This is a genomic window from Pseudomonas sp. NFACC16-2 (genome assembly GCF_900119205.1).
Taxonomy (GTDB): Bacteria; Pseudomonadota; Gammaproteobacteria; order Pseudomonadales; family Pseudomonadaceae; genus Aquipseudomonas; species Aquipseudomonas fluorescens_Q.
This window is the reverse complement of sequence record NZ_FPIX01000036.1, coordinates 23,162-45,297: the sequence shown is the minus strand read 5'-3', so window position 1 is coordinate 45,297 and position 22,136 is coordinate 23,162. Positions and strand designations below refer to the sequence as shown.

The 22,136-nt window shown below is 57.5% G+C and carries 20 protein-coding genes; 7 read left to right on the top strand and 13 right to left on the bottom strand.

All coding sequences use genetic code 11. From position 1 onward, the window contains the following. Positions 1–11: 11 nt before the first annotated feature. On the bottom strand, positions 12–719 hold the full coding sequence (locus BT116_RS23395; protein ID WP_072347450.1) for a class I SAM-dependent methyltransferase: 708 nt from the start codon (positions 717–719) through the stop codon (positions 12–14). A gap of 215 nt (positions 720–934) precedes the next feature. Continuing rightward, the gene (locus BT116_RS23390; protein WP_072347448.1) at positions 935–1,504 is read right to left on the bottom strand and encodes a carboxymuconolactone decarboxylase family protein; all 570 of its coding nucleotides are present in this window, start codon (positions 1,502–1,504) and stop codon (positions 935–937) included. A 73-nt stretch (positions 1,505–1,577) separates the two neighbouring features. Between BT116_RS23390 and BT116_RS23385 the strand changes: the two genes are divergently transcribed. Continuing rightward, positions 1,578–1,913 carry a winged helix-turn-helix transcriptional regulator gene (locus BT116_RS23385; protein WP_072347446.1) on the top strand — a complete coding sequence of 112 codons (336 nt, stop codon included), beginning with the start codon at positions 1,578–1,580 and terminating at the stop codon, positions 1,911–1,913. A 46-nt stretch (positions 1,914–1,959) separates the two neighbouring features. Here BT116_RS23385 and BT116_RS23380 read toward each other — a convergent pair whose 3' ends face one another. After that, positions 1,960–3,243, bottom strand: a complete 1,284-nt coding sequence (locus tag BT116_RS23380; protein WP_072347444.1) for a hypothetical protein — start codon at positions 3,241–3,243, stop codon at positions 1,960–1,962. 304 nt (positions 3,244–3,547) lie between these two features. Here BT116_RS23380 and BT116_RS23375 point away from each other — a divergent pair, with 304 nt between their 5' ends. Beyond that, complete coding sequence (locus BT116_RS23375; RefSeq protein ID WP_256572596.1) at positions 3,548–3,985, top strand: hypothetical protein; 438 nt, start codon at positions 3,548–3,550, stop codon at positions 3,983–3,985. Positions 3,986–4,072: 87 nt separating this feature from the next. On the opposite strand, the gene tssI is transcribed toward BT116_RS23375, so the two are convergent. Then, on the bottom strand, positions 4,073–5,401 hold the full coding sequence (gene tssI, locus BT116_RS23370; protein ID WP_072347439.1) for a type VI secretion system tip protein TssI/VgrG: 1,329 nt from the start codon (positions 5,399–5,401) through the stop codon (positions 4,073–4,075). 152 nt (positions 5,402–5,553) lie between these two features. Then, a complete protein-coding gene (locus tag BT116_RS23365; protein WP_072347437.1) occupies positions 5,554–6,657 on the bottom strand; it encodes a polyamine ABC transporter substrate-binding protein in 1,104 nt (367 codons plus the stop codon). A 138-nt stretch (positions 6,658–6,795) separates the two neighbouring features. Here BT116_RS23365 and BT116_RS23360 point away from each other — a divergent pair, with 138 nt between their 5' ends. Then, positions 6,796–7,587 carry a response regulator transcription factor gene (locus BT116_RS23360; RefSeq protein WP_072347435.1) on the top strand — a complete coding sequence of 264 codons (792 nt, stop codon included), beginning with the start codon at positions 6,796–6,798 and terminating at the stop codon, positions 7,585–7,587. A 28-nt stretch (positions 7,588–7,615) separates the two neighbouring features. Here the strand turns inward: BT116_RS23360 and argC are convergent, their stop codons facing one another. Further along, positions 7,616–8,545 carry an N-acetyl-gamma-glutamyl-phosphate reductase gene (gene argC / locus BT116_RS23355; protein WP_072347433.1) on the bottom strand — a complete coding sequence of 310 codons (930 nt, stop codon included), beginning with the start codon at positions 8,543–8,545 and terminating at the stop codon, positions 7,616–7,618. 113 nt (positions 8,546–8,658) lie between these two features. Here argC and BT116_RS23350 point away from each other — a divergent pair, with 113 nt between their 5' ends. Together BT116_RS23350 and BT116_RS23345 are read left to right on the top strand one after the other, a co-directional pair. Continuing rightward, positions 8,659–9,543, top strand: coding sequence for a LysR family transcriptional regulator (locus BT116_RS23350; protein ID WP_072347431.1), 885 nt, complete (start codon positions 8,659–8,661; stop codon positions 9,541–9,543). Between the two features lie 129 nt (positions 9,544–9,672). Continuing rightward, positions 9,673–11,532, top strand: a complete 1,860-nt coding sequence (locus BT116_RS23345; RefSeq protein ID WP_072347429.1) for an ABC transporter ATP-binding protein — start codon at positions 9,673–9,675, stop codon at positions 11,530–11,532. A gap of 28 nt (positions 11,533–11,560) precedes the next feature. Here the strand turns inward: BT116_RS23345 and BT116_RS23340 are convergent, their stop codons facing one another. The 4 genes from BT116_RS23340 to BT116_RS23325 all read right to left on the bottom strand — a co-directional run bounded on the left by BT116_RS23340 (position 11,561) and on the right by BT116_RS23325 (position 15,472). Then, complete coding sequence (locus BT116_RS23340; protein WP_072347427.1) at positions 11,561–12,079, bottom strand: hypothetical protein; 519 nt, start codon at positions 12,077–12,079, stop codon at positions 11,561–11,563. A gap of 181 nt (positions 12,080–12,260) precedes the next feature. Continuing rightward, positions 12,261–12,704, bottom strand: a complete 444-nt coding sequence (locus tag BT116_RS23335; RefSeq protein WP_072347425.1) for an HIT family protein — start codon at positions 12,702–12,704, stop codon at positions 12,261–12,263. 186 nt (positions 12,705–12,890) lie between these two features. After that, the gene (locus BT116_RS23330) at positions 12,891–13,292 is read right to left on the bottom strand and encodes a response regulator (protein ID WP_072347423.1); all 402 of its coding nucleotides are present in this window, start codon (positions 13,290–13,292) and stop codon (positions 12,891–12,893) included. After that, on the bottom strand, positions 13,289–15,472 hold the full coding sequence (locus BT116_RS23325) for a PAS domain-containing sensor histidine kinase (RefSeq protein ID WP_072347421.1): 2,184 nt from the start codon (positions 15,470–15,472) through the stop codon (positions 13,289–13,291). The genes BT116_RS23330 and BT116_RS23325 overlap by 4 nt, the downstream gene beginning before the upstream one ends. A 532-nt stretch (positions 15,473–16,004) precedes the next feature. On the opposite strand from BT116_RS23325, the gene BT116_RS23320 reads away from it, so the two are divergent. Continuing rightward, complete coding sequence (locus BT116_RS23320; RefSeq protein WP_072347419.1) at positions 16,005–17,354, top strand: S8 family serine peptidase; 1,350 nt, start codon at positions 16,005–16,007, stop codon at positions 17,352–17,354. A gap of 110 nt (positions 17,355–17,464) precedes the next feature. On the opposite strand, the gene BT116_RS23315 is transcribed toward BT116_RS23320, so the two are convergent. From BT116_RS23315 to BT116_RS23305, 3 genes are all read right to left on the bottom strand, one after another. After that, complete coding sequence (locus BT116_RS23315) at positions 17,465–18,295, bottom strand: amidohydrolase family protein (RefSeq protein WP_072347417.1); 831 nt, start codon at positions 18,293–18,295, stop codon at positions 17,465–17,467. 28 nt (positions 18,296–18,323) lie between these two features. Next, positions 18,324–19,613: an MFS transporter gene (locus tag BT116_RS23310; protein ID WP_072347415.1), complete on the bottom strand. Its 1,290-nt coding sequence runs from the start codon at positions 19,611–19,613 to the stop codon at positions 18,324–18,326. A 122-nt stretch (positions 19,614–19,735) separates the two neighbouring features. After that, complete coding sequence (locus BT116_RS23305) at positions 19,736–20,467, bottom strand: GntR family transcriptional regulator (protein WP_072347413.1); 732 nt, start codon at positions 20,465–20,467, stop codon at positions 19,736–19,738. 310 nt (positions 20,468–20,777) lie between these two features. On the opposite strand from BT116_RS23305, the gene BT116_RS23300 reads away from it, so the two are divergent. Beyond that, positions 20,778–22,121 carry an OprD family porin gene (locus BT116_RS23300; RefSeq protein ID WP_072347411.1) on the top strand — a complete coding sequence of 448 codons (1,344 nt, stop codon included), beginning with the start codon at positions 20,778–20,780 and terminating at the stop codon, positions 22,119–22,121. Positions 22,122–22,136 lie beyond the last annotated feature (15 nt).

Here is a 22,136-nt window from a genome sequence, read left to right as displayed (position 1 = left end):
TCACGTCCAACTCAAGACGATGTCTGCTTGCGCGGGCAGAACCAGCCATGCATCAGCCCCGCCTGGAAGAACTGTACCGGAGCCTCGAACCCAGCGGTCTCGATAAGACCTGCGACCTGCTGTGTCGGCAAGATAGCCACGTCTCGGGCGTAGGCGGCACGAGCTCGGGCCAGCATCTCCGGCTGTACGCCTGCCGAGGACATCAGCGTCATCCAGTTGCGCAGCAGTGCCTCATAGGTAGGTGATTCGATGTCAGCGGCGAGGTCAGCGTTTGCCAGTATTGCGCCCGGCTTGAGCCGTCGGGCGATCTCGTTGAAGAAAGTTATGCGGGTCTGTGGCTCGAGCAAAAATTGAGACACCAGAAAGCAGGTAGCGCCGTCGTGTCCAGGCTCGGCAGGCAGCGCGTCGAGGTAACCTTGGTGAAAGCTGCAACGCGACAGGAAGCCTTCTTGTACCGCTTTCTGCCGGCAGATATCGAGCATGGCGTCCGAGGGGTCAACGGCGGTGAAATGCCAGCCGCGGTTCTGCTTGGCCAGGTGGACCAGTTCCGCACCGGTGCCCACGCCGACACAGAGAATCCGGGCATTCTCCGGTAAGTCAGCGAATACCGCGTCGAGCAGGATGTACAGGGCGTCACGAATAGGCGCCATTCCCGCCCATTGCTTATCGTAGCCGGCGGCCTGCTGGTCGAATAAGGCCTTGAGTTCTTCATTGCGCATGTAGAGCACCTTCCTTTGCGTCGTGATGGGAGGTAACCACGATGGATGTGGCGACGCTTTCAGTATCCCAGGGCTGTCAAGCCCATAGGTGTCGAAGGTCCAGGCTGGTGGCGATGAAGACGTGGGCGGTGGGCATTTGTGACTCCTTGTGGTGGGGTAGCTCTCGCTGGACCAGAGAAAGACTTGTGGCCAAAAGCAATCAAGGTCGGGCTACCTCAAGTTTTTGCAGTCATCCCCTTCTGATATTCGCTGAAGCGGGCTGCATTTTGCTCGAGCGGTAATGCAAGGCCATTCGCAATGTACGAGACCGTACGGTAAAAGCCCGCGAGCATCAAAATCTCCAGCACCTGATCGTCGTCGAAGTATTTTTTGAGGCTCAAAAATTCTTCATCGCTCAACGCTGCTCGATCATGAAGCGCATCGATCGCGGTGAGTAGAATGGCCTCGTCCTCCTTCCAATGCTCCGGGCGAAGAGGATGTTCCAACGTGCCGGCCACCTCTTCTTTGGAAAGCCCGGCAGCCTGTGCGAAGGCCATCACATGTACCCCCCACTCGTATTCACACGCCGTGCGAGCACAAACCCTATCGATGACCAGTTCTCTCTGGCGAAGTGTCAGCAACGATCCATCCAGCAGCGAACCGCCCGTGAATTTTCGCCACGCACGATCACTGCTTGCAATGGTTGAGAATAGAACCAGCGGCGGTACTCCTACTCCCATTATCTTGTCGAATGTCGCCCTGACCTCGACTGGGTAGGGCTCACCGAGTGCTTTGATTCGTGACATCGCGTATCCTCCGCTATCAAATATGTAGCAAGGATAATCGCTACTGAATATGTAGCAAGCAAGGTCAATCACGATGAATGATAGCCAGAGCCGCGTTTCATCAATACTCAGGGGACGCCGGCCAATTATGGCTCTCCTGGACTTACTCGGACAAAAATGGGCGCTTAGAGTCCTTTGGGAGCTACGCCATGGAGCCATGAGTTCCAGGGCTTTAAGAAGTGCGGCGGGAGACATCTCTCCCACCGTGCTGCAAAGCAGAATCCATGAGCTGCGCGACGCGGGCATTGTCGAACGAGTCGACGGCGGCTACAGCCTCACGCCACTTGGCTTGGAACTATCGGAAGCATTCGCCCCCCTCTACCGGTTTGCGGGCAAATGGGCCGACTGCCTGGAGCGGGAACCCCGCTAGGTGCTTCAGCAAGCCGTCTGAAAAGCAAGAAGCTGATGCAGAACTGCTAAGTCGGACCATACGCCCCCCCGATCGAAGGGGAAGAAAACTGAGCCTTCAGGCATAACCGCTTCCCCTCCAGCAACGCAACGTAATCAATCAGAAACCTGCGAAAGTCCCCCTTGAAGATGCCGTTGTGCGCTTCTATCAACTCGTTCTCACTGTAGGCGACCACGACCGGGCTGAACTGTTTGCTCCGGCCAGGCAATGCGGCCAAGGTTGCATTGGCGAACGGAGCACCAGGATTAGTCAGGTCAAAACCCAAAGCCTGCTGGCAATAATCTTTCGAAAACTCGAAGGAAGTCGTATTGGGCTGCAACTTCAGCGAATGCGTTCGTTGTGGCTCGTACTCACCCAACGCGGTAATCCACTCAGCTTTGTTCTCATCGCTTGAAAATGCCGGCCTGAACCAAGCACTGATACGCCGCCCGAGCGGGAAGAACCATTGCCGCGCCCAATCCCTCTCCCCTGAAAACACCAGAAGCACAGGTGTCTGTGCCGGGCTGTAGGTGTACCTGGACTGCAAAGCTCGCAGGCGATCGAACTGGGCGGCTTCAAACGCTGGATTGATCAGCACGGTGACATCGCCCACGCTGGCCACTGGCATCTGGGCGGGTTGCCCCTCGTGCAGCAGGAAATTATCTTCGAGGGATGCCGCGACGGATTTATAAAGCACCTGCCCACCAAAACTATGGCCGATGCTGACCAGGCCCATGAAATGCTGCTGGTCGCCTTGGTTACGTTTTTTGTATATCTCGTTGAGGCGGAAGATGAACTCCCGCGCCGCGCCATCCCCTACTCGCTCCGCAGCAGCCTTGCGCCCCCAGAATGTTGAGTAATCCAGAAAACCAGGTAGCGACTCGCCCCGCCAGGAAAGATAGATACCCACAACCTTTACATCACCGCCGATCTTTAACGTCGTTCTGGCGTCCCGGTAAATCTGTTCCTTGAGCTTGTCATCCACTGCCTTAACAGTAATGTGAAAATCGCTGCGGTTGGTGTCGTCGTCTGCTGCGTTATGGTGCCAGCCATGGACAAACAGCAACACGACCACATTGGAGGTCGCCGCACTGTCATCAATCGCATTGAGGACACTTTCCGCCTTTGTGCGATCCCAAAAATTGCCAAAATCATCTATTTCCACATCGACAGTCGATAGGTCATGCGTGGATTGTAATGGCGCCTGCTGAAACGGCCGATGTCCGTAATTACAGCTGGTCAAAACAATGGTGGCGATGCCCAGCAAGGCTAGCAGGCCTGCCCTTCTTCGCTTGCCAGCCAGATTGGTCATTTAATTCACTCCGTTGATTTTCTAGCCGGCGGCTAGACAAACTGAGTGTAGGTTGCGGCGGATCAGCACGCGCTATAAATGGAGCCAACGACGACGTGATCTATGGCAAAAGGTGAATAGTGCAACTGACAGCCGAGATAGACGAGAGCCAGCCAGGAGCGGACATCAGAACGCCTGTGTTATATCTACCCCAGTCCGAGTACCGAGGTGCCTATTGGATAGCCGCTATTCCTATTCAGTTACGAGAACAGCCCAAGACCTAAACAGTGCACGTTTACTGGTAGGTAAGAGGCTGAGCGTGCTGATGCATGACCAGTGCTATTTCAACGGAGAGAAGAGTCTGGGAGATGTCGGTTCCATTGAATGGCGTTTCGGCGAGCAAGAGATGATATCCATGTACCTCTTGAGTGATGGTGAGAGCGTAGGGACCGACCTATTTCCCATCAATACGCCAGACGCCTTCGAGATTGAGCCTAACGCCATTTGCTCCTGGAAGAGGGAAAACCTCCTGGTAGCTTTATCAGCATCCTATCTCGAAGGCGAAAAAATTTGCGAGGTTGAGGGAATTCTTGACTCCCTCAACGGCCAGGAGTCCCGGCTAATGGGATTTAGAGTCGAGTTTGAGTCCGGGGACTTTCTGATTTTTCTTAACCAAGGTGACAATGCCGTCATGTTGGTCAACACGCTCCCCTCTGCAAGCGTCGAAATCGAAACCAACTTCGTTACCTTCATACAACAATGACAACTATGGGGCGATTCTGTTGAAAAAGTAGCTCCCCTGCCTGGCTGGATCAGCAACCCATGCCTAAGACCATAAAAAACGGCCCCCTCACCGACAACACAAACAACCGCTGACCACCGGCTGATCAGGATCGCCCTCAAGAAATGTGACCATGATTTCCATGCCCGTCCGGGGCAGCCCAATCTCACAGCGCCAATCAGAGGCGCCCTTCAGCCAGCAATGACTCTTGTCGTCAAATCTATCTTCACGGTCCCAGGGGAACTTGACCTTGATCCGCCCGAAGCGCCGATCACTCTGGATCCCCTCGCCTTCTAAAGCGACAACTGCAGCGGTCTGCATGCTTGGCACCTGAGGTTTCTTGTGGGCCAACGGCGGACGATAGGAAACATTCCACGGAAGAACGACAAAGCGGTTGCGGTAACCCTGATGAAAGTCATCTTCGTTCACAGTGTTGCCACGGGCGACGTTCTCACCCAATACCTGTGGTTGCCGGCCTTCGTGGATGACCTGGGTCAGTAGCCATAGGGTGTTCCACTCTTGGCGTGGATGGCCTGAGATTTCCAGCACATGGCCGCTGACTAACCGAGTCTGGTCACTTTGCCCTTCAGCTTGTCGATAGGCCGCATGGCGGCGCTCCATAGTCCGAAGACGTATCTGCTTGCCATGCTCATGACCGGTATAACGCTCTGGACTGTCATCTTTTTCAATGTCCAGCTGTTGCTCGAAATCATAGTTGCGGTGCGAAATACGACTGGTGAGTTGTCCCAGACGCAGGTTGATGCGCTTGATCAAGGGTTCGTCCGCCACCCTATCGCTCTCATGCCGATAAGCAGTGGGTTGGCCAATACTGGGAAAAGCCGACTGATCATCGCCAAAGACCAGCACGTGGCCTTGAGCGCTGTGTTGAAAGTGAAAGTGGATACCCTCTTCTTCGCACAAGCGCTGAATGAAGTGCAAATCCGTTTCGTCGTACTGGGTACAGTAGTCACGCTCGGGGTAGGTCGCCCCCAGATGAAACCGATAGGCGTCGCCCAGGATGCCGTGCTCTTCCAGTATCAAGGCGACGATTTTCGGCACCGAGAACTGTTGATAGATCCTCTGGTTGATGCGATGGCGCAAGTAGGCCAGGTGCGGTACGAGGGCCAGCCTGTAGCGCGTCAAACGCTCACCGTTACTGCTGTGAGCGATGTGGTAGACCCGTCCATGAATACCATTGCCCTTCGAGTCGAAGGTCAGAAAAGCCTCGACGTCGAAGAAGCTCTTGAGATCAAGGTCAGAGCGCTCGCTAACAAACTCCACATTGAAGAGGTAAGGCCTGCTGATCGCCTCTTTTCCAGTGAATGCGAGCACTTGAAAATCGTGCTCAAAACTTTCGATGGTCAAACTGAAGTGCATTTGATTGGCTGGGCTGAACATCCGCTGTTCTCTTCTTACATAAGACGGCGCAATGGACCGGAAGACCCCGAACAATACTGGGCTGATGGATTAACAGGCACGAACCCACCCGCCCAGCGTTCCTGTATATCGGCGTTTGCGCCTTACTTTCCAGACATATAAATCAAGTCAGATCAGACACCACTCTTTACTTTGGTCCAGATTCGCGTGCGGATCCGCTCCAACTTCAACGGCAGTGGCTCAAGTGGAATAAGTGTCGCGATCGTTTTTTTGTCTGGATAAATCCAAGGATTGTCTCGCAGCTTCTGCTCGACGAACTCAGCGGCATCCTTATTGGCGTTAGGGTATAGCGTGTGATTTGAGGTCTTGGCGATAACTTCCGGTCGCATCATATAATTAATGAACGCCATGCCTTCCTTGGGATGGGGAGCATCTTTCAGCAAAACCAGATTCTCTGACCAGGACAGCGCTCCTTCGCGGGGAAGGCTGTAGGCGATCTTGCGCCCCGTGTTGGCCTTCTCGTTGATGGCCTGCGCAGCAAGGGCACCGTTAGCCCATCCCACAACTGCACAAATATTGCCATCGGCCAGGTCAGCGTCGATTTTGGAGGAGTCGAAATAGAGGACGTAAGGACGAATTTTCAACAGCAAGGCTTGCGCTTTCTGGTAATCATCCGGGTTCTTACTGTTGCTAGGGAGTCCAAGGTAATTCAACGCAATCGAAATGATCTCACTTGGAGAGTCAAGCATTGCCACGCCACACGACTGTAGCTTGCTAATGTTTTCCTCTTTGAAGATCAGGTCCCAGCTATTCACCGGAGCGCTATCACCCAACGCGCCCCTGACTTTGTCAACGTCATAACCAATGCCGGTAGTGCCCCATAGATAAGGTACGGCGTAACGGTTACCAGGGTCATTGACCGCGAGCTGGGACAGGAGATCAGGATCGATGTGCGAGAAGTTACTCAGTTGACTACGATCCAATGGCTGAAGGACTCCCGCCCGGATCAGGCTGGGCAACACATTGGAGGTTGCCACAACCACGTCATACCCGGTGCGCCCGGCCATGACCTTGCTCTGCATGATTTCAGCGCTGTCGAACGCATCCATATGCACGCGCGTGCCAGTTTCCTGTTCAAACTCCTTTGGCGTCTCCGGCGCAAGCAACCCGAACCAGTTATACAGATACATCCCGGGCTCTACAGCCGCTACTGACGTGCTTATCCCTGCCCAGAGAAGCGAGGCGGAAAAAATGGTTCGCAAATGTGACTTTCTCATGCAACATCCTTGTCAAGACGATACGCCCTCATGGCCATCGTTAATCCTGGCAGCGAATATACCGGGTGTTACCGAATAGTAAATACCTACGAATACTTACCTTCAACCTGCGAATCCCTAACCCTAAAGGGGTAGAAAATGCCGTTTGACCTCCACAGCCTGGCTTGGCATCGATCGATTGGGAAGCTGATCATGCAGCTGAATCGTCCAGATTTCTGGAGTTCACTTGTTCGCACCTTAAATGAATATGTACAAATCGATAATTGGGTTGTATTGATTTTCAGCAACCAACACGTGCAGGTTGTCAGCCTTCCTGAAATAGCAGACGCGGAAGAAGTCGACGCATTCATTCATCGTTATGTGAAGGGTCTTTACTTGCTGGATCCGTTCTATATAGCCAATCGGGAAAATCCACAGAGTGGTTTCTTCCACCTACTGGATATAGCACCGGAATACTTTCTTGAAACCGAGTATTACCACCAGTACTTTGCCCAGTACATCTCCATGGATGAGGCACAGTTCAATGTCCAACTCGACCCAGACAGAACGTTATGCATTTCCATCGGCAGCAAAGTCCGTTTTAGCCAAGAACAAATAACCATACTGGACATCATAAAACCGTGGGTGACAGCATTGATGCATCAGCGCATGGGTTTTGAAATCGACGTAGAGAAAACCCTGACTGAGCCACCCCTGTGGCCGGAAACGGTCAATCAGCTTGGCACCCAAATAACAGCACGCGAGAGTGACGTACTCCGTTTATTACTCAGCGGCTTCTCCAATAAGGAAATAGCCGGAAAGCTGTCCCTCTCGGCGGAGACCATAAAAGTTCACCGTCGCAACATTTACGCAAAATTGAATATCAAGTCGCAATCTGAGCTATTTGCTCGATTCTTCATGCCCAAACAGAATGTTCCCGCTACCCATTGAAGCCAGGACACCGGGCTGATTTGCTCGGTCATGCGCCTGCAAGCATCAAGTTCAGATTCTGCACCGCCGCGCCAGCGGCGCCCTTCCCAAGATTGTCAAACACCGCAGCCAGCAAAACCTGCCCGGTCTCATCGTTATCAAACACCGACAATCGCAAATCATCAGTTCCGTTAAGCGCTTGAGGATCAAGGGACGTCAACGCTTTCGCTTCTTGCATCGACATCACCTGTACATGGCGCGCATCGGCGTAGTGCTGCATCAAACACCCATGCAACTGCACCGCGCTCACGCCTGGCGCCAGCAATCGGGTGTGCAAGGGTATGGTCAACACGATCCCCTGCCTGAAAGCGCCATAGGCCGGTACGAACATCGGGCACTGCGTCAGTCCGCTTTGCTGCTGAATCTCCGGAATATGCTTGTGTGCCAGCCCCAGTCCATAGACCTGAAACGCCGACGCCTGTGCTGCGCCTACTCCCTCATGCTCTTGCACGCCGGCACGTCCTTTTCCGGAATAACCCGATACAGCATGAATGTTCAGCGGGTAATCCCTGGGCAGCAATCCGGCCTCCAGCAATGGGCGTAGCAACCCGATCGCCCCCGTTGGATAGCAACCGGGATTGCTGACCCGTCGCGCAGCGGCGATGCGTTGGGCCTGTTGCGGACTCATCTCTGCGAAACCATAGGTCCAGTCTGGCTGGGTGCGGTGCGCCGAACTCGCGTCGATCACCCGAACGGCGGGGTTTTCGATGGTCGCTACGGCGTCGCGTGCGGCTTGGTCGGGCAAGCAGAGAACCGCGATGTCGCAGTGATTGATGGCTTCGGCGCGACGTTGCGGATCCTTGCGATGTTCGGGGCTGAGTGTGAAAAGCCGCAGATCGTTGCGTTCGCGCAAACGTTGATGGATTTGCAACCCGGTGGTGCCTTGGTCGCCATCGATGAATACAAGGGGACTTGCCATGGATGCTCTCGGACATTGGAAATCAGGAGCCCCAATCTTCAGCGACGCTATAAGATAGGAAAAGTTGAATTTACAAACGATGAAATTCAGTTTTTCTGAACAAGGAAATCTTCATGCGCGAAATCAGCCTGGACCGTCTGCGCACGTTGGTGGCGATTGCCGACCTGGGATCGTTTGCCGAGGCCGCCCGTGCGCTGCACCTTGCCCCCCCCACCGTCAGCCTGCATATCGCCGACCTGGAGGCGCGCGTAGGCGGCAAGCTGTTGTCGCGCACGCGCGGGCGCGTTCAACCTTCAGCGATAGGGAGCACGCTGGTAGAACGCGCACGGCGCTTATTGGCAGACGCAGAGCAGGCGCTTGAGGACATCGAACGTCAGGTGCAAGGGTTGGCCGGGCGTGTACGGCTAGGCGCCTCCACAGGGGCCATCGCACAGTTGCTGCCGCATGCCTTGGAGTCGTTGAGCCAACGTCACCCCGCTATCGACGTACAAGTCGCGGTGCTGACCTCCCAGGAAACCTTGCAGAAACTTGCCGAGGGCTCCTTGGAGGTAGGTTTGGTTGCACTGCCGCAGTCCCCGGTGAAGGGCTTGCGGATCGAGCCGTGGCGACGGGACCCGGTCATGGCGTTCCTGCCGGCTCGCTGGGAGTCCCCGGAGGTTGTGACCCCCACTTGGTTGTCCGCCCAGCCGTTGATTTTGAATGACGCCAGCACGCGTCTTTCACGCTTGACGGCGGAGTGGTTCGCCAGTGATGGGCAACAGCCTGCGCCGCGCATCCAACTGAACTACAACGATGCGATCAAAAGCCTGGTGGCGGCAGGATATGGTGCGACGTTGTTGCCCCATGAGGCGGCCACGCCATTGCTTGATAACAGGATCGTCATGCGGCCATTGAAGCCCTTATTGTGGCGTCAACTGGGTATCGCCCACCGCAGTCTGGACATCGAGCGGTCTACGCAACATGTGCTGGATGTGTTGTGGGAACTGAGTGCGCAGTGATGCCCTCGAATGGCCCTGCGCACGGCGCCGGATGAATTCCAATCCCTCAGAGCGGTCAATTCGACCACAGCGCCACATAAGCCTCAAAGCCGCCGTTAAATGGCAGAATGATCGTTTCGGAGACCTCCCATGCTTCGCGTGTTTGAACAAAGACTCGACCCCTTCCCGCCCGACGAGGTACCGCCGCCACCCGAAGGCCTGGCTCGGTTTCTCTGGGCGTGCACACGGGGCGCCCGCGGCTACATCCTTGCTTTTGCGCTGCTCAGCGCCGGAGTGTCGATCTACGAAGCCTGGTTGTTTTCTTTCCTCGGCCAGGTTGTGGACCTGCTCTCGACCTGGCAAGCCGGTGGTGAGGCGGCGGCGCAGGAAGGTCGCGTCCTGTGGGGCATGGGCATCGTCATGCTGGCCAGCATCGGGCTGGTGGCGTTGCGTACCATGGTGCAGCACCAGGTATTGGCGATCAATCTGCCATTGCGCCTGCGTTGGGACTTTCATCGTCTGATGCTGCGGCAAAGCCTGTCGTTTTTTTCCGATGAGTTCTCCGGTCGGGTCACCACCAAGGTGATGCAAACAGCGTTGGCCGTGCGTGACGTGCTGTTCACCCTGATCGAGATTGCCCCCGGAATCGGCGTGTATTTCATCGCGATCATCGCACTGGCCGGCGGCTTTGCCCTGAAACTGATGCTGCCTTTCCTTGCCTGGATCGTGTTGTTCGGGCTGGCCATGCTCTACTTCGTGCCCCGCCTGGGGAAAGTTGGACAGGAACAGGCCCATGCGCGCTCTTCGATGACCGGGCGCATCTCGGACGCCTACACCAACATCACGACCGTGAAGCTGTTTTCCCACTCCAATCGTGAAGCGCACTTCGCGCGCGCGGCCATGGAGGATTTCAAACAGACCGGCTTTCGCCAGATGCGCCTGGTCAGCCAGTTCGAAATCGTCAACCAGGCGCTGGTGGTGGGGTTGATCATGGCCGCAGGCGGTTATGCCCTTTGGCTGTGGCACCAGGGCGACGTCGGCGCCGGTGCCGTGGCGGCGATCACTGCCATGGCGTTGCGTATCAACGGCATGTCGCACTGGATCATGTGGCAAATGACCTCGCTGTTCGAGAGCATCGGCACCGTGCAGGACGGCATGGCCACCCTGACCCGCGGCCCCAAGGTGCAGGATGCGCCGGACGCCGGGGTGCTGGAGACCTCCGGCGGAGCGGTCACCTTCGACAATGTGAGCTTCAACTACAACGGTGAACGCCAGGTGCTCGATGGCTTGAGCCTGAACATTCGCCCGGGCGAGAAAATCGGCCTGGTGGGTCGCTCCGGCGCAGGCAAATCCACGCTCATCAACTTGCTGCTGCGCTTCTATGACGTCGACAGCGGGCAGATTCGCATTGACGGGCAAGACATTGCGCATGTGACGCAGGACAGCCTGCGCAGCGCCATCGGCATGGTCACCCAGGATACGTCCCTGCTGCACCGCTCCATTGGCGACAACATCGCCTATGGCCGACCCGATGCAAGCGACGCACAAATCCGCCGTGCCGCGGCCAATGCCCAGGCCGATGAGTTCATCAGCCAATTGAGCGACCGCCAGGGTCATACCGGCTACGACACTTTGGTGGGCGAGCGCGGCATCAAGCTGTCGGGCGGGCAGCGCCAGCGCATCGCGATTGCCCGAGTGATGCTCAAGAACGCTCCGATCCTGCTCCTCGACGAGGCGACCAGCGCGCTGGATTCGGAAGTCGAAGTGGCCATCCAGGAAAGCCTCGATGAAATGATGCAGGGCAAGACCGTCATCGCCATCGCCCATCGGCTGTCCACAATTGCGGCGATGGATCGACTGATTGTCATGGACGATGGACGCATCATTGAACAGGGCACTCACGCGCAATTGCTCGCCAAAAACGGCATCTATGCGCGGCTATGGCAGCATCAGAGTGGCGGGTTCCTGGGCGAGGACCGGTGGGTGACCGAGGCGATGGATCAGGTATGAGCGTGGATGGCCCGGGGGACAACCCGACTTACCTTTTCTCTACCAATCGCAGTGACTGCGCCCCCTCCAACGATAGGTGAATCACAGCAGCCCTGCTCGGGAAGTTCGGCGCATCGTCATCGGTATTCTCCATCACCGGAATGTCGATCAGCGTCTGCTCACCGGCCGGATCACTGACCAGCTTGGCATCCAGTTTGTCGATGGCACGCCAGCTGTCGCCGCCGATGCGCATCACGTCCAACAGGCTGTAGTGCGGCACGCCTTCTTCGTTCTCTTCGGGCGTAAAGGCCGCCAGGTATTGGCTGTAGTTGTTGCCCATACCGAAACCCTCGACGGTGAAGACCGCAAGGGTGACCTGGCTGTCCTCGCCGGTGTCCAGTGTCTGCACCAGCGTCGCTTCAGGATAGCCGGTGGCATAGCTGTCCTTGATGAGCGCTACCAAGTGCCCGATCTGTTCTTCCAGGGCTTTCGGAACGGGTTTCGATTCAGCGGCGTGAGTCAGGGTGCAGGTGAAAAGCAAGGCAGCGGTCAACAGGCGCAATTTCATGGAAGTGAGGTCCGGGGTATTGGGAGATCAGCGCGCAATGGTAGCGGTTGGCCAGGGATTGGGTGGTGAACTGTTGATGGGTTCTGTGGCGGGATTCACAACCTTGGACGTTGTGGCAAGGTTGCCGAGCATTTTGATGAGTGGGGCACGCTCTGTGCCCCTTACGGCGTCCTGCCCAGCGTCAGGCTTGCGAGCGAATCCGCTCGACCAGACGCGCCTGGAGTGCTTCCAGATCCTGCGGATCGGCCTTGCCCCTGCCATGCACACCGGGCGCCTCACCGTCCCAACGAGGAATGATGTGCATGTGAATGTGATAGACCGTTTGCCCGGCCACAGCACCATCGAACTGCGCGACCTGAACCCCGTCCGGCTGCAATTCGTCCACGATGATCCGCGTCAGGCGCTGCACGGCAGACATCATCGCGCCCAGGACAGCGGGCTCGACTTCGAGGATATTTCGCGCCTGGGAGGCTTTGGGGATGACCAGGACATGGCCGCGCGATTGAGGAAAGATATCCAGGAAGGCCAACACATCGGCGTCTTCGTAAATCTTGTAGCACGGCGCATCGCCGCGAAGGATCAGCGCAAAGATGTTCTGCGGATCGTAATGACCGTGGAGACTCATGATCACTCCTTGGAGTTTGGGGAGGTTGGTTGCCGGTAAGAGATTTAGCACAGTCCAGAGGCAACGTCTCGTAGAGGCCTGCCTGGAAGCCAAGGGCTGGGCGCGCTCCCACAGTTTTTTCGAGCGGTTCGGCAAAAGTCGTGTCTGGCCCAGATCCCTGTGGAGCTTGCTCGCGATGGCGGCGGCTCAGTCGACATCGGTGCTGGCGGCCAAGCCGCTTTCACGAGCCCCCGTCAGCGTAACGGCAATTTTTTGCTGTAGTTCACTTTGCGAAAACGGCTTGTGCAAGACCGGGCAGCCGGCGTATTCGGCTGGCAGTCCGCTGGCGCCGTATCCGGTGCTGAACAGGAAGGGAATATGGCGACCGCGAAGGATTTCAGCCACCGGAAAAACGCGCTCGCCAGCCAGGTTGACGTCCAGGATCGCCAGATCGACCTGCACCGAGCCGGCCATGTCACGCGCTGCCGCGAGCCGGGCGACCGAGGCCACCACTTCGCATCCGAACTCCTCCAGCATGTCCTCGATCAACAGGGCAACCGCGCCTTCGTCCTCGACGACCAGCACCCTGACGCCTACAAATGGGGTCATGCCCCGGTCACCCCAATCAGGAACGAAAAGCGGCAGCAAACACCTTGCGGAGCGTAGGTAAGGTCGAACTTGCCGGCCAAGTCGCGCTCGATGCAACGCTGCATCAAGCGAGAACCCAGCCCTTCCCGTTCCGGCGGTGACACGGGTGGTCCTCCTTGTTCGCGCCAGTCGAAGGTCAGCAATGTTCCGCCCGCCCGGGCTTGCAGGTGCCAGGTGACGGCAAGCGTCCCGCTCTCGACCGACATCGCACCATATTTCAGCGCGTTGATCGCCAATTCATTGAGGGTCATCGTAAGGTTGAGCGCCACGCGAGTGCCGACGTCTGCAGAAGGGCCTTCGATCACGATGCGGCCAGGCTCATGCCCAAACACCGGCATCAGCACTTCGTGGGCCAGGGTGTCGAGCGGCGTCTGTCCCCAATGCCGTTTCGTCAAGAGATCGTGTGCCCGTGACAAGGCCAAGAGCCTTGCCTCGAAACGCCTGTAGCCGTCTTTCGCATCCTCTGCGTTGCGTGCCGTCTGGGCTGCCAGCGATTGCACCGTGGCCAGGGTGTTCTTGACCCGGTGATTGAGCTCATCGATCAGCGTCTTCTGCCGATTTTCCGCCTGCTTTCGCTCGGAGATGTCGACCAGCATGTTGATGGCGCCCACCAGGTTTCCATCGGCATCATGCAAAGGCGTGGGATAAGGCGTGAACGGAACGCGGCTACCGTCTGGCCGTTCTGCAATGGCCTCGACGCCGCGTATCGGCCGGTTTTCCTTCAGGGCCACCGCCATCGGGCATTGATCGTGAGGCAGCGCGGTTCCATCCGTATTGAACAGCTTCCAGGTTACACACCACATGTCGCCCAACTGCGGTGTTCGTCCCGACAGTTCGACGGCGGCGCGATTGTAGAAGGTAATGCGGCCATCGGCGTCAGTGGTGTACACCGCAGCAGGCAACGCCTCGAGAAGATTGCGCATGTGCCGTTCGCTTTCGCGGACCTGGTTTTCCATCCGCCGCGCCAGCGTGACGTCCTGCAGCACTCGAACGCCATAACGAAACGTACCGTTGGCGTCTCTCACCGAGGAACTGTGGATGTCGAGGTAAACGACCTCGCCATCGGGCTTCACGGCGCGCTTGCGAAGCACGTAGTTATCAAGCTCACCGGCCACCTGGCGGGCGTACAACCCGGCGTCCTGCGGGATGCAATCCGGGTGGGTATAGTCCAGGAACGTCATCGACAAAAGCTGTTCCCGCGAGCGGCCCAGCATGTTGCACAGGGCATCGTTGACGCGGAGCAAGCGACCGTCGACGTCGGCCTCGGCAATACCGATGGTCGCCGCTTCATAGGTCGCCGAAAGTCGGTCATCGCTGTCCTGGCGCGCCGCCTCGGCCGCATGGACACCGCTCCGGTCTATGGTGAAGCAGCGCGTGTTGAAGAGTTTCCCGTCTTCGAAGCGGCCATTGGAAGTGATCATGACATGCTTGATCGAGCCGTCCTTTGCTCTCAGCCGCGCCGGATAGCTTTGCAGACAGTCGCCGCTGCCCAGCTTGGTGAGGATGTCGCCGATAACCGGTTCGTCGACATGAAACTCGGTGATGTGGCGGCCGATGTACTCGTCGGCCGAATAGCCCAGCAGCGCCAGCTCCGCCTTGTTGGCGCGCTGGATAATGCCTTCGCCGCTGACGATATGCAGGCCCACCGCGCTGTTTTCGAAAAAGTCTTCCAGGTCGGCGCTCTTGCGCCGAAGCTCTTCGGCCATGGCGTGGTGCGCCGAAACGTCCTGGAAGCAGTTGATCACCCCTTGAATGACGCCTCGGCAATCCTTGAGCGCGCGGATGTTCATCAGCGCCACGAACCGCGAGCCATCCGGGCGCTCGATGAGCACTTCCTGATTGCGCGAGGCAATGCCGGTATTGAGCGCCATGGCTGTCGGGCAGTGTTCGAATGCCAGCGGCCTACCGTCGGTCAGGAACAGTCGATGGGCGCCGCAGAAACGGTCACCGTTCTCCCCAAGTGCCGGCGCCCTTCCCCATAGCTCGGCCGCCTCACCGTTGTACCTGACGAGCCACCCCTTGCGATCACAGAGGTACACCGCACCAGGAATGGCATCGAGTGCGCTCGTCCCCATCGCGATCAAGCTTTCGTATTCGCTTGGTGTACGCGTTTCCCTGGGTAGCTCTTCAATGTTCGACATCAGTCATCCTCAAGCCGCCTGGCTGAAACCTTTCACAGGACATCAATGGAGTCTAGATCCCTATTCACCGGGCGAGTTCAGGAAAAACTCAACGTCACAACCTCGCGCCCTGAAACAGTGCCTGAGGTTCCTGGACTATTAACCTCCGCATACGCATAAGTGGCGCCGAACATTCCAACGCGCACAACTGCTCCATCGCCGTTTCGAAACCAATATTCGCTTTATGCCGCTTGTGCGACCAGTCGATCAGCTTCCTTCCTGGCGCGCAGATGCGCGGTGTCCGAAAACTCGCCAAGCCATAAATCGAGAGCCTTCACGGCGCTTGACGGCGGACAAACTTTTACTATTCTCTGAATTGGCCATGATCCGCGCCCTTACCTAAGGGCTTAAATGACGATAACGAGCGAGCAGTTGAGAGCGGCAAGAGCGCCACTGCTGTGGGACCAGAAGTCGGGCTGAAGCTGAACATAGCCAGCCTTGGTTGTAGTTTTCACAACAGCACTTCTCAGGATAGCCCCATGGAGAGTGCGTGATGAACAAAACCTATAATTTGCTTGTGAAGTTCACTCCAGCCAGTATTTCCAACGTAGTAAATGGAAAGATATTTTTCAATGAATCAGAAAAAATATCAGAGGATGCGAGTTTTTTATCTAACTTGGAATATCGCCATGCCATTCCGGATTTGGCAGAGACAGGCGAAATAAAAAACGAAGAAAACAGCATTGATTTCTCTCAATACAAGGGGCTCGTTTATATTAAAAACGCCCCCTGCATGCCATTCGAAGAAGTGCAGCACCTCGCAACCGCGTTGAAGAATATGGCTATTGTAGAATATGTCGAGATCGAACCAGTCGAACCTGTGCCTGATCCAGTCGAGCCTGCTCCAACGCCGTCAGGCGAATGCATGTCAGCAGGCCCCACGAGTACAACGCCGGACTTTGTTGATCGGCAAGATTATCTCCAAGGTGATTCGGGATCAAATGTTATCGGTATAGATGCCATGAATGCCTGGCGATTATTTGAGGCCACAGGGCAAGGAATCAGATGTGCAGATATCGAAAACGGCCCTTTTGTTGATCATGAAGATCTGGAAGGCTCTAATTTTATAGAGCTCGTCCCATTACCTGGTGGGAGTACTAATGACCACGGCATTGCAGTTGCTGGTATCGTCTTTGCTAGAAACAATGGATTTGGCATGCTGGGCGCTGCCTATGATGCTGATGTATTTTATGGGATTTCGCAGGGGCCTCTTGGCCGTGTTGGCGGTATTGCTGAGGGCTTGAAGCATTTAAGGGCAGGGGACGTATTTATATATGAAATGCAAACTGGCGGCCGTGAGAACGAACTTGTACCCGCTGATTTCAATAGAGGTGTTTGGGATATAACGAAACAGGCCACCGACGCTGGAATTATTGTTGTCGCCGCCGCCGGCAATAGCGGTGAAGATTTAGACCATCCGTTCTATGATGAATATAGAGGTCGTGGGGATAATGGGAGCATTCGCGTCGGCGCTGGAACTCGGACAGGCCGTAATCGCTTCTATTTTTCTACATATGGTAGCCCGATACATTTACAGGGGTGGGGTGATGGCTATGTAGCCACTTGTGGCAAGGGTGATCTTTTTAATGGAGGGCCTACGAAGACTTATACCTCAACTTTTGCAGGAACCTCTGCGGCCACGGCAGTTGTAGCGGGAGCCGTCATTGCGGTGCAGTCATGGTTTAAAAGAAAGGGCACGGTAATAACGCCAAGACACATGAGAGAGCTGTTAATTCGGACGGGATCACCTCAAGGAACAGGTGGGCATATCGGTCCACTTCCCCATATCGTGAACGCCATTGCTTCACAGTCTGCGGCCGAACTGCCGGCGTCGGCGATCTAAACAGACCAGTGGCAGCCAGCTCGATCCGCTGGCTGCCGTGACCACGCTGACGATGCTGATGCCGCAATACGGTGATATGGCAAGTGCCGCCCCCTACGCATCTGCACACCTCAAAACTTGAAGAGCGCCTGGGGTGCCTGGACCATTAACGCATGCATCAGCGACGCCGAACACTCCAATGCACGCAACTGCGCCATGACCGTCTCGAAGCCGACATGCGCTTCATGCTGAGTGTGCGGCCAATCGCTGCCCCACACCAGGCGTTCGGGGCCAAAGCTGCGTTCCAGCACCGCCAACGAAGCACGGGCGAATTCAAGGTTTCGCGGGGCTGTTGCACCCAATCGATAGATACCGGACACCTTCATCCACACCTGCCCGCCCTGCCCCAACTCCATCAAATGGGCAAAGCCAGGTTGATCCAACCCCAGACGCGCATCCGGGCGACCGAAGTGATCGACCACCAACCGGACGCCAAACGGCAACAGTTGACCGATCAGCCCTGGCAAGTCCGCCAGGTTGGCATGCAGCTCGACATGCCAATCCAGTTCGGCGAGATGACGCAAAAAACCGTTCCAGGCAACGTCACGAAAATCAGGCAACGCCTTGCCCATCAGGTTCAAGCGCACACCGACCACCCCCAGCCGGGCCATGTCGTCCAGCTCGGCCCGGCTGACGTCTCGCTCCACTACCACGACCCCGCGCAACTGCTCCGGTGCTTGCCGCAATGCAGCCAACAGGTAGCGGTTATCGGTGCCAAGAAAGCTCGGCTGCACCAACACCCCATGGTTCAAGCCATGGGCGTGCAAGTGGCCCAGGTATTGAGCGAGCGTAGCGTCATAGTCAGGTGTGTAGCGCCGGACAGCCGCCAGTTCCAGCCCACGGCTGAATACGTGGGCGTGGCAGTCAATGCCGGTGATCGGCGTAGTACGGATATCAACCATGGGTTTCATCTATCGACAATAAGGAAAATCAGGCTCGGGCGCCCTGGCCGTCACTCTCCACCACAGGCGCCGATGCCGCAGTGGCTTCCAGGCTGCGGCCGCGGGTTTCCGGCAGGCACAGCGCCGCGATCACCGCCACGCCGTAGGCAATCCCGGCGTCGATGCCAATGGCCGAGCCCAAGGACATGGAATCGCTCATGTGGCCGACCAGGAACGGGAACACCGACGAGAGCACCCGGCCGAAGTTGTAGCAGAACCCCACACCGGCACCGCGCACATCCGCCGGGTACAACTCGTTGAAAAACGCTCCGAGGCTCGCCGGAATACCGGCCGCGAAGAAGCCGAGCGGGAACCCCAGGAACAGCATCTGGGTGTTGGTCAACGGCAGGAACACATAACACTGCACGGTGACCACGCAGCACAGCGCGAACAACACGATGTTCTTCCGACGTCCAATGCGATCGATCAACAGGCCACTGACTACGCAGCCGCACCAGAAGGCGAAGATGATCACCGCCAGATAGCCGCCGGAGTTGAGTACCGACAGGTTGCGCTCGGTCTTGAGAAAGGTCGGCAACCAGGTCATCACCGCGTGGTAACCACCGTGCGCCCCTAGCCCCAGCAACCCGCCAAACAAGGTCACGCGGATCAACTCGGGGCGAAAGATGCCGGCCAGGGATTTGAAGAAACTTTGCGGGATGACGTTGTCTTTTTTCAGGCGCTGGAAACTGTCGGGCTCTTCAACGTTGCGCCGCACCCAGATGATCAGCAACGACGGCAGCAGGCCCACGACGAACATCACCCGCCAGGCCATGTCTTGCGGCACGAGGGAGTAGATCAGCGTGAAGACGCCGACCGCCAGCCCCCAACCCACCGCCCAGGCGCTTTGCACCGTGCCCATGACCTTGCCGCGATACTTGGGGTTGATGGTCTCGGCCATCAATACTGCGCCGGCGGCCCATTCCCCGCCAATCCCGAAGCCCTGCAGCGCCTTGACGATCAACAGCTGGTGGAAGCCTGTGACGAATGCCGACAGAAAGGTGAAGAACGAAAACCACAAGATCATCCACTGCAACGTGCGCACCCGACCGTAACGGTCCGACAACGTCCCGCCGACCCAACCACCAATGGCCGAAGTGACCAGGGTCACGCCGCTGACCAGCCCGGCATCGCCCTTGCTCAAGGCGAACGCGGCGATCAACGCCGGGATCGCCAGGCCGAACATCTGTACTTCCAGCGCATCGAGCGACCATCCGCCGAAACAAGCCCAAAACGTTTTGCGCTCCCGCGCAGTGACTTGGCGATACCAACTGAACATGATTGTTATCCTTATGGGTGGAACGAAAGGCAGCCGAGAGCGAACCGCGCCGCTACAGGGCCAGTCATGACAAACAAAACGGTAGGGACAGCGGCGACCGACTCGCCGCTAGCCAGGTGGGGTCAGCGGATTTCCACGCGGTAGCGGAAATGCTCGGCGTGCCCGCGCGAGCGTCGCCACTCCAGAGGATTGCCGGCGTAGTCCCGCGCCAGACGCTCGATCACCACCACCGGGCTGTTGACCGGTACTTGCAGCAATCGCGCGTACACCTCATTCACCGATTCGGCGGTGAGGGTTTCTTCGGCATAGGCGACAACCTGGCCGCAAACCTCTTCATAAATGGGGTAAAGCAACGGGCCCTTTTGACTCAGGTCGATTTCGAGCAAGGTTTGGAAGCGGCTACGGGGCAGCCAGATTTCTTCGGCGAGCACCGGCGCCACATCCAGCAGACGCACCCGCACGATGCGAATCACCGGCGCATCCGTCGGCAGTCCCAGCGCCTGGGCCACCGCCGAAGGCGCGGCCACCGGCTCCACGGACAGGATCCGGCTCTCGGGAACCCGGCGTTCGCCTGAAGCGCTTTGAAAGCGGAAAAAACGGAACAACGACGATTGGAATTGCGGCCGGCGAATGAAGGTGCCGCGCCCTTGCTGGCGCTCCAGGACGCCCTCGCTGACCAGCGCATCGATGGCCTTGCGCACCGTGCCGGTAGACAACTGGTATTCGGCTGAAAGTGCCGCCTCAGTAGGAATCGCCTCCCCCGGGCGCCAACGGTTATTGGCGATCTGCTCAGCCAATTGGTCGCGTAAACGTTGATAAAGCGGCAGGCGGGCATCACTGGAGAGAGATTTCATCGACCTTATTCACCTTGTTATCTAGTCATATATATGAATATGAGCGGCAAGTATTTACCCAGGCGCGATGGCTGTCAAGAAATGCCAGGATGGCTCGTTGACGAATGGTAAAGCCAATGATGTAGCGGCCCGCAATTAACAACGTTTAACTCGCACGCTCGCTCCCCACGCCCAAGAATGAAGCCCTCTGCCCAGACCTGGTTTCTCAAGCGCAAAGCTGCTCGGCCACCCTGCGCCGCGCCGGACACTTCCCACCTGGCTGCGCGTAGTACCGCCCCCTCACCCGCCCAACTTCACTTGGAAATGAAGCATGTTACCTGCACCACACCACTCACCCGCCGCCCTGAAGCCGCTCTGGCTGCTTGCCCTGCTCACAAGCGGCACCGCACCGGCGATGGCAGCGGAACTCGCGCAAAGCACGCCTGGCTTTCTCGACGGAGCGACGCTGCAAGTCCTCAGCCGCAACTTCTACCTCAACAATGACTATCGCGCCCCGACCCCGGCAGGCAAAAGCTACAAACAGGAGTGGGCCCAGGGCTTCATCGCCTCGTTCGAGTCCGGTTTCACCCCCGGCACGATCGGTGTAGGCATCGATGCCCACGGGTTCCTGGGGTTGAAACTGGACGGCGGCAAGGGGCACTCCGGAACGGGATTATTACCGCTGGATGAGAATGGGCGAAGCGAGGACCACTACTCCAGTGCCGGCGGTGCGCTGAAATTCAACGCCTCACGCACCACCCTGGCGGTCGGCGAAATGACTGTGCAGAGCCCGGTATTCGATACCGCAGACAAGCGCCTGCAACCCGAATACGCCAGCGGCCTGCTACTCTCCAGCCGCGAGTTCGAAGGGGTCGCCCTGCAGGCAGGCCACTTCAGCGCGTTCAAGAATCAGGACGCCTCGACCAGCAAGGGTGATTTTTCCGGGTATGGGGCGACGACGCGCCACGGTGTCATCGACTTCATCGGCGCCGACCTGTTCACCGGCCAAGCCCTGGGCGGTGCACTCTACGCCTCCGAACTGAGCGATACCTGGCGCCAGTACTATGCCAATCTGCATGCCACCGTTGGCGAACTGTTCCTCGACGCCAACCTGTATCACACCCGCGACGATGGCAAGGCCATTGCCGGGGCCATCGACACTACAGCCTATAGCCTGAGCGGCAAGTACCGGTTCAATGCCCAGGCGTTTACCCTGGCCTATCAGAAAATCAACGGCGACACACCCTTCGATTTCGTCGGCGGCGACTCCATCTACCTGGCCAACTCGATCAAATATGCCGACTTCAACGGCCCCGGCGAGCGCTCGTGGCAAGCGCGCTACGACCTCGACCTGGACACCTTGGGCATCCCCGGCCTGAGCTTCATGGCCCGCTATGTGACTGGACGCGGGATCGACGGCAGCCATGCCCCCCAAGGCGGCGCCTACAACCCGTTCGATAGCGACACCGGCACTTACAGGCCGCAACAAGGCGCTGGCGGACGCCATTGGGAGCGCGACCTGGACCTGCACTACATCGTGCAGTCAGGCCCGGCCAAGGACCTGTCGTTGCAACTGTCCCACGTCACCCATCGCGCCAACAGCAGCCAGGGCGGCGATGACATCGACCGGCTGTATATCGTCATCCAATACCCGCTCAAGCTGGGGCCGTTCTGACCCGGCCACAATGGA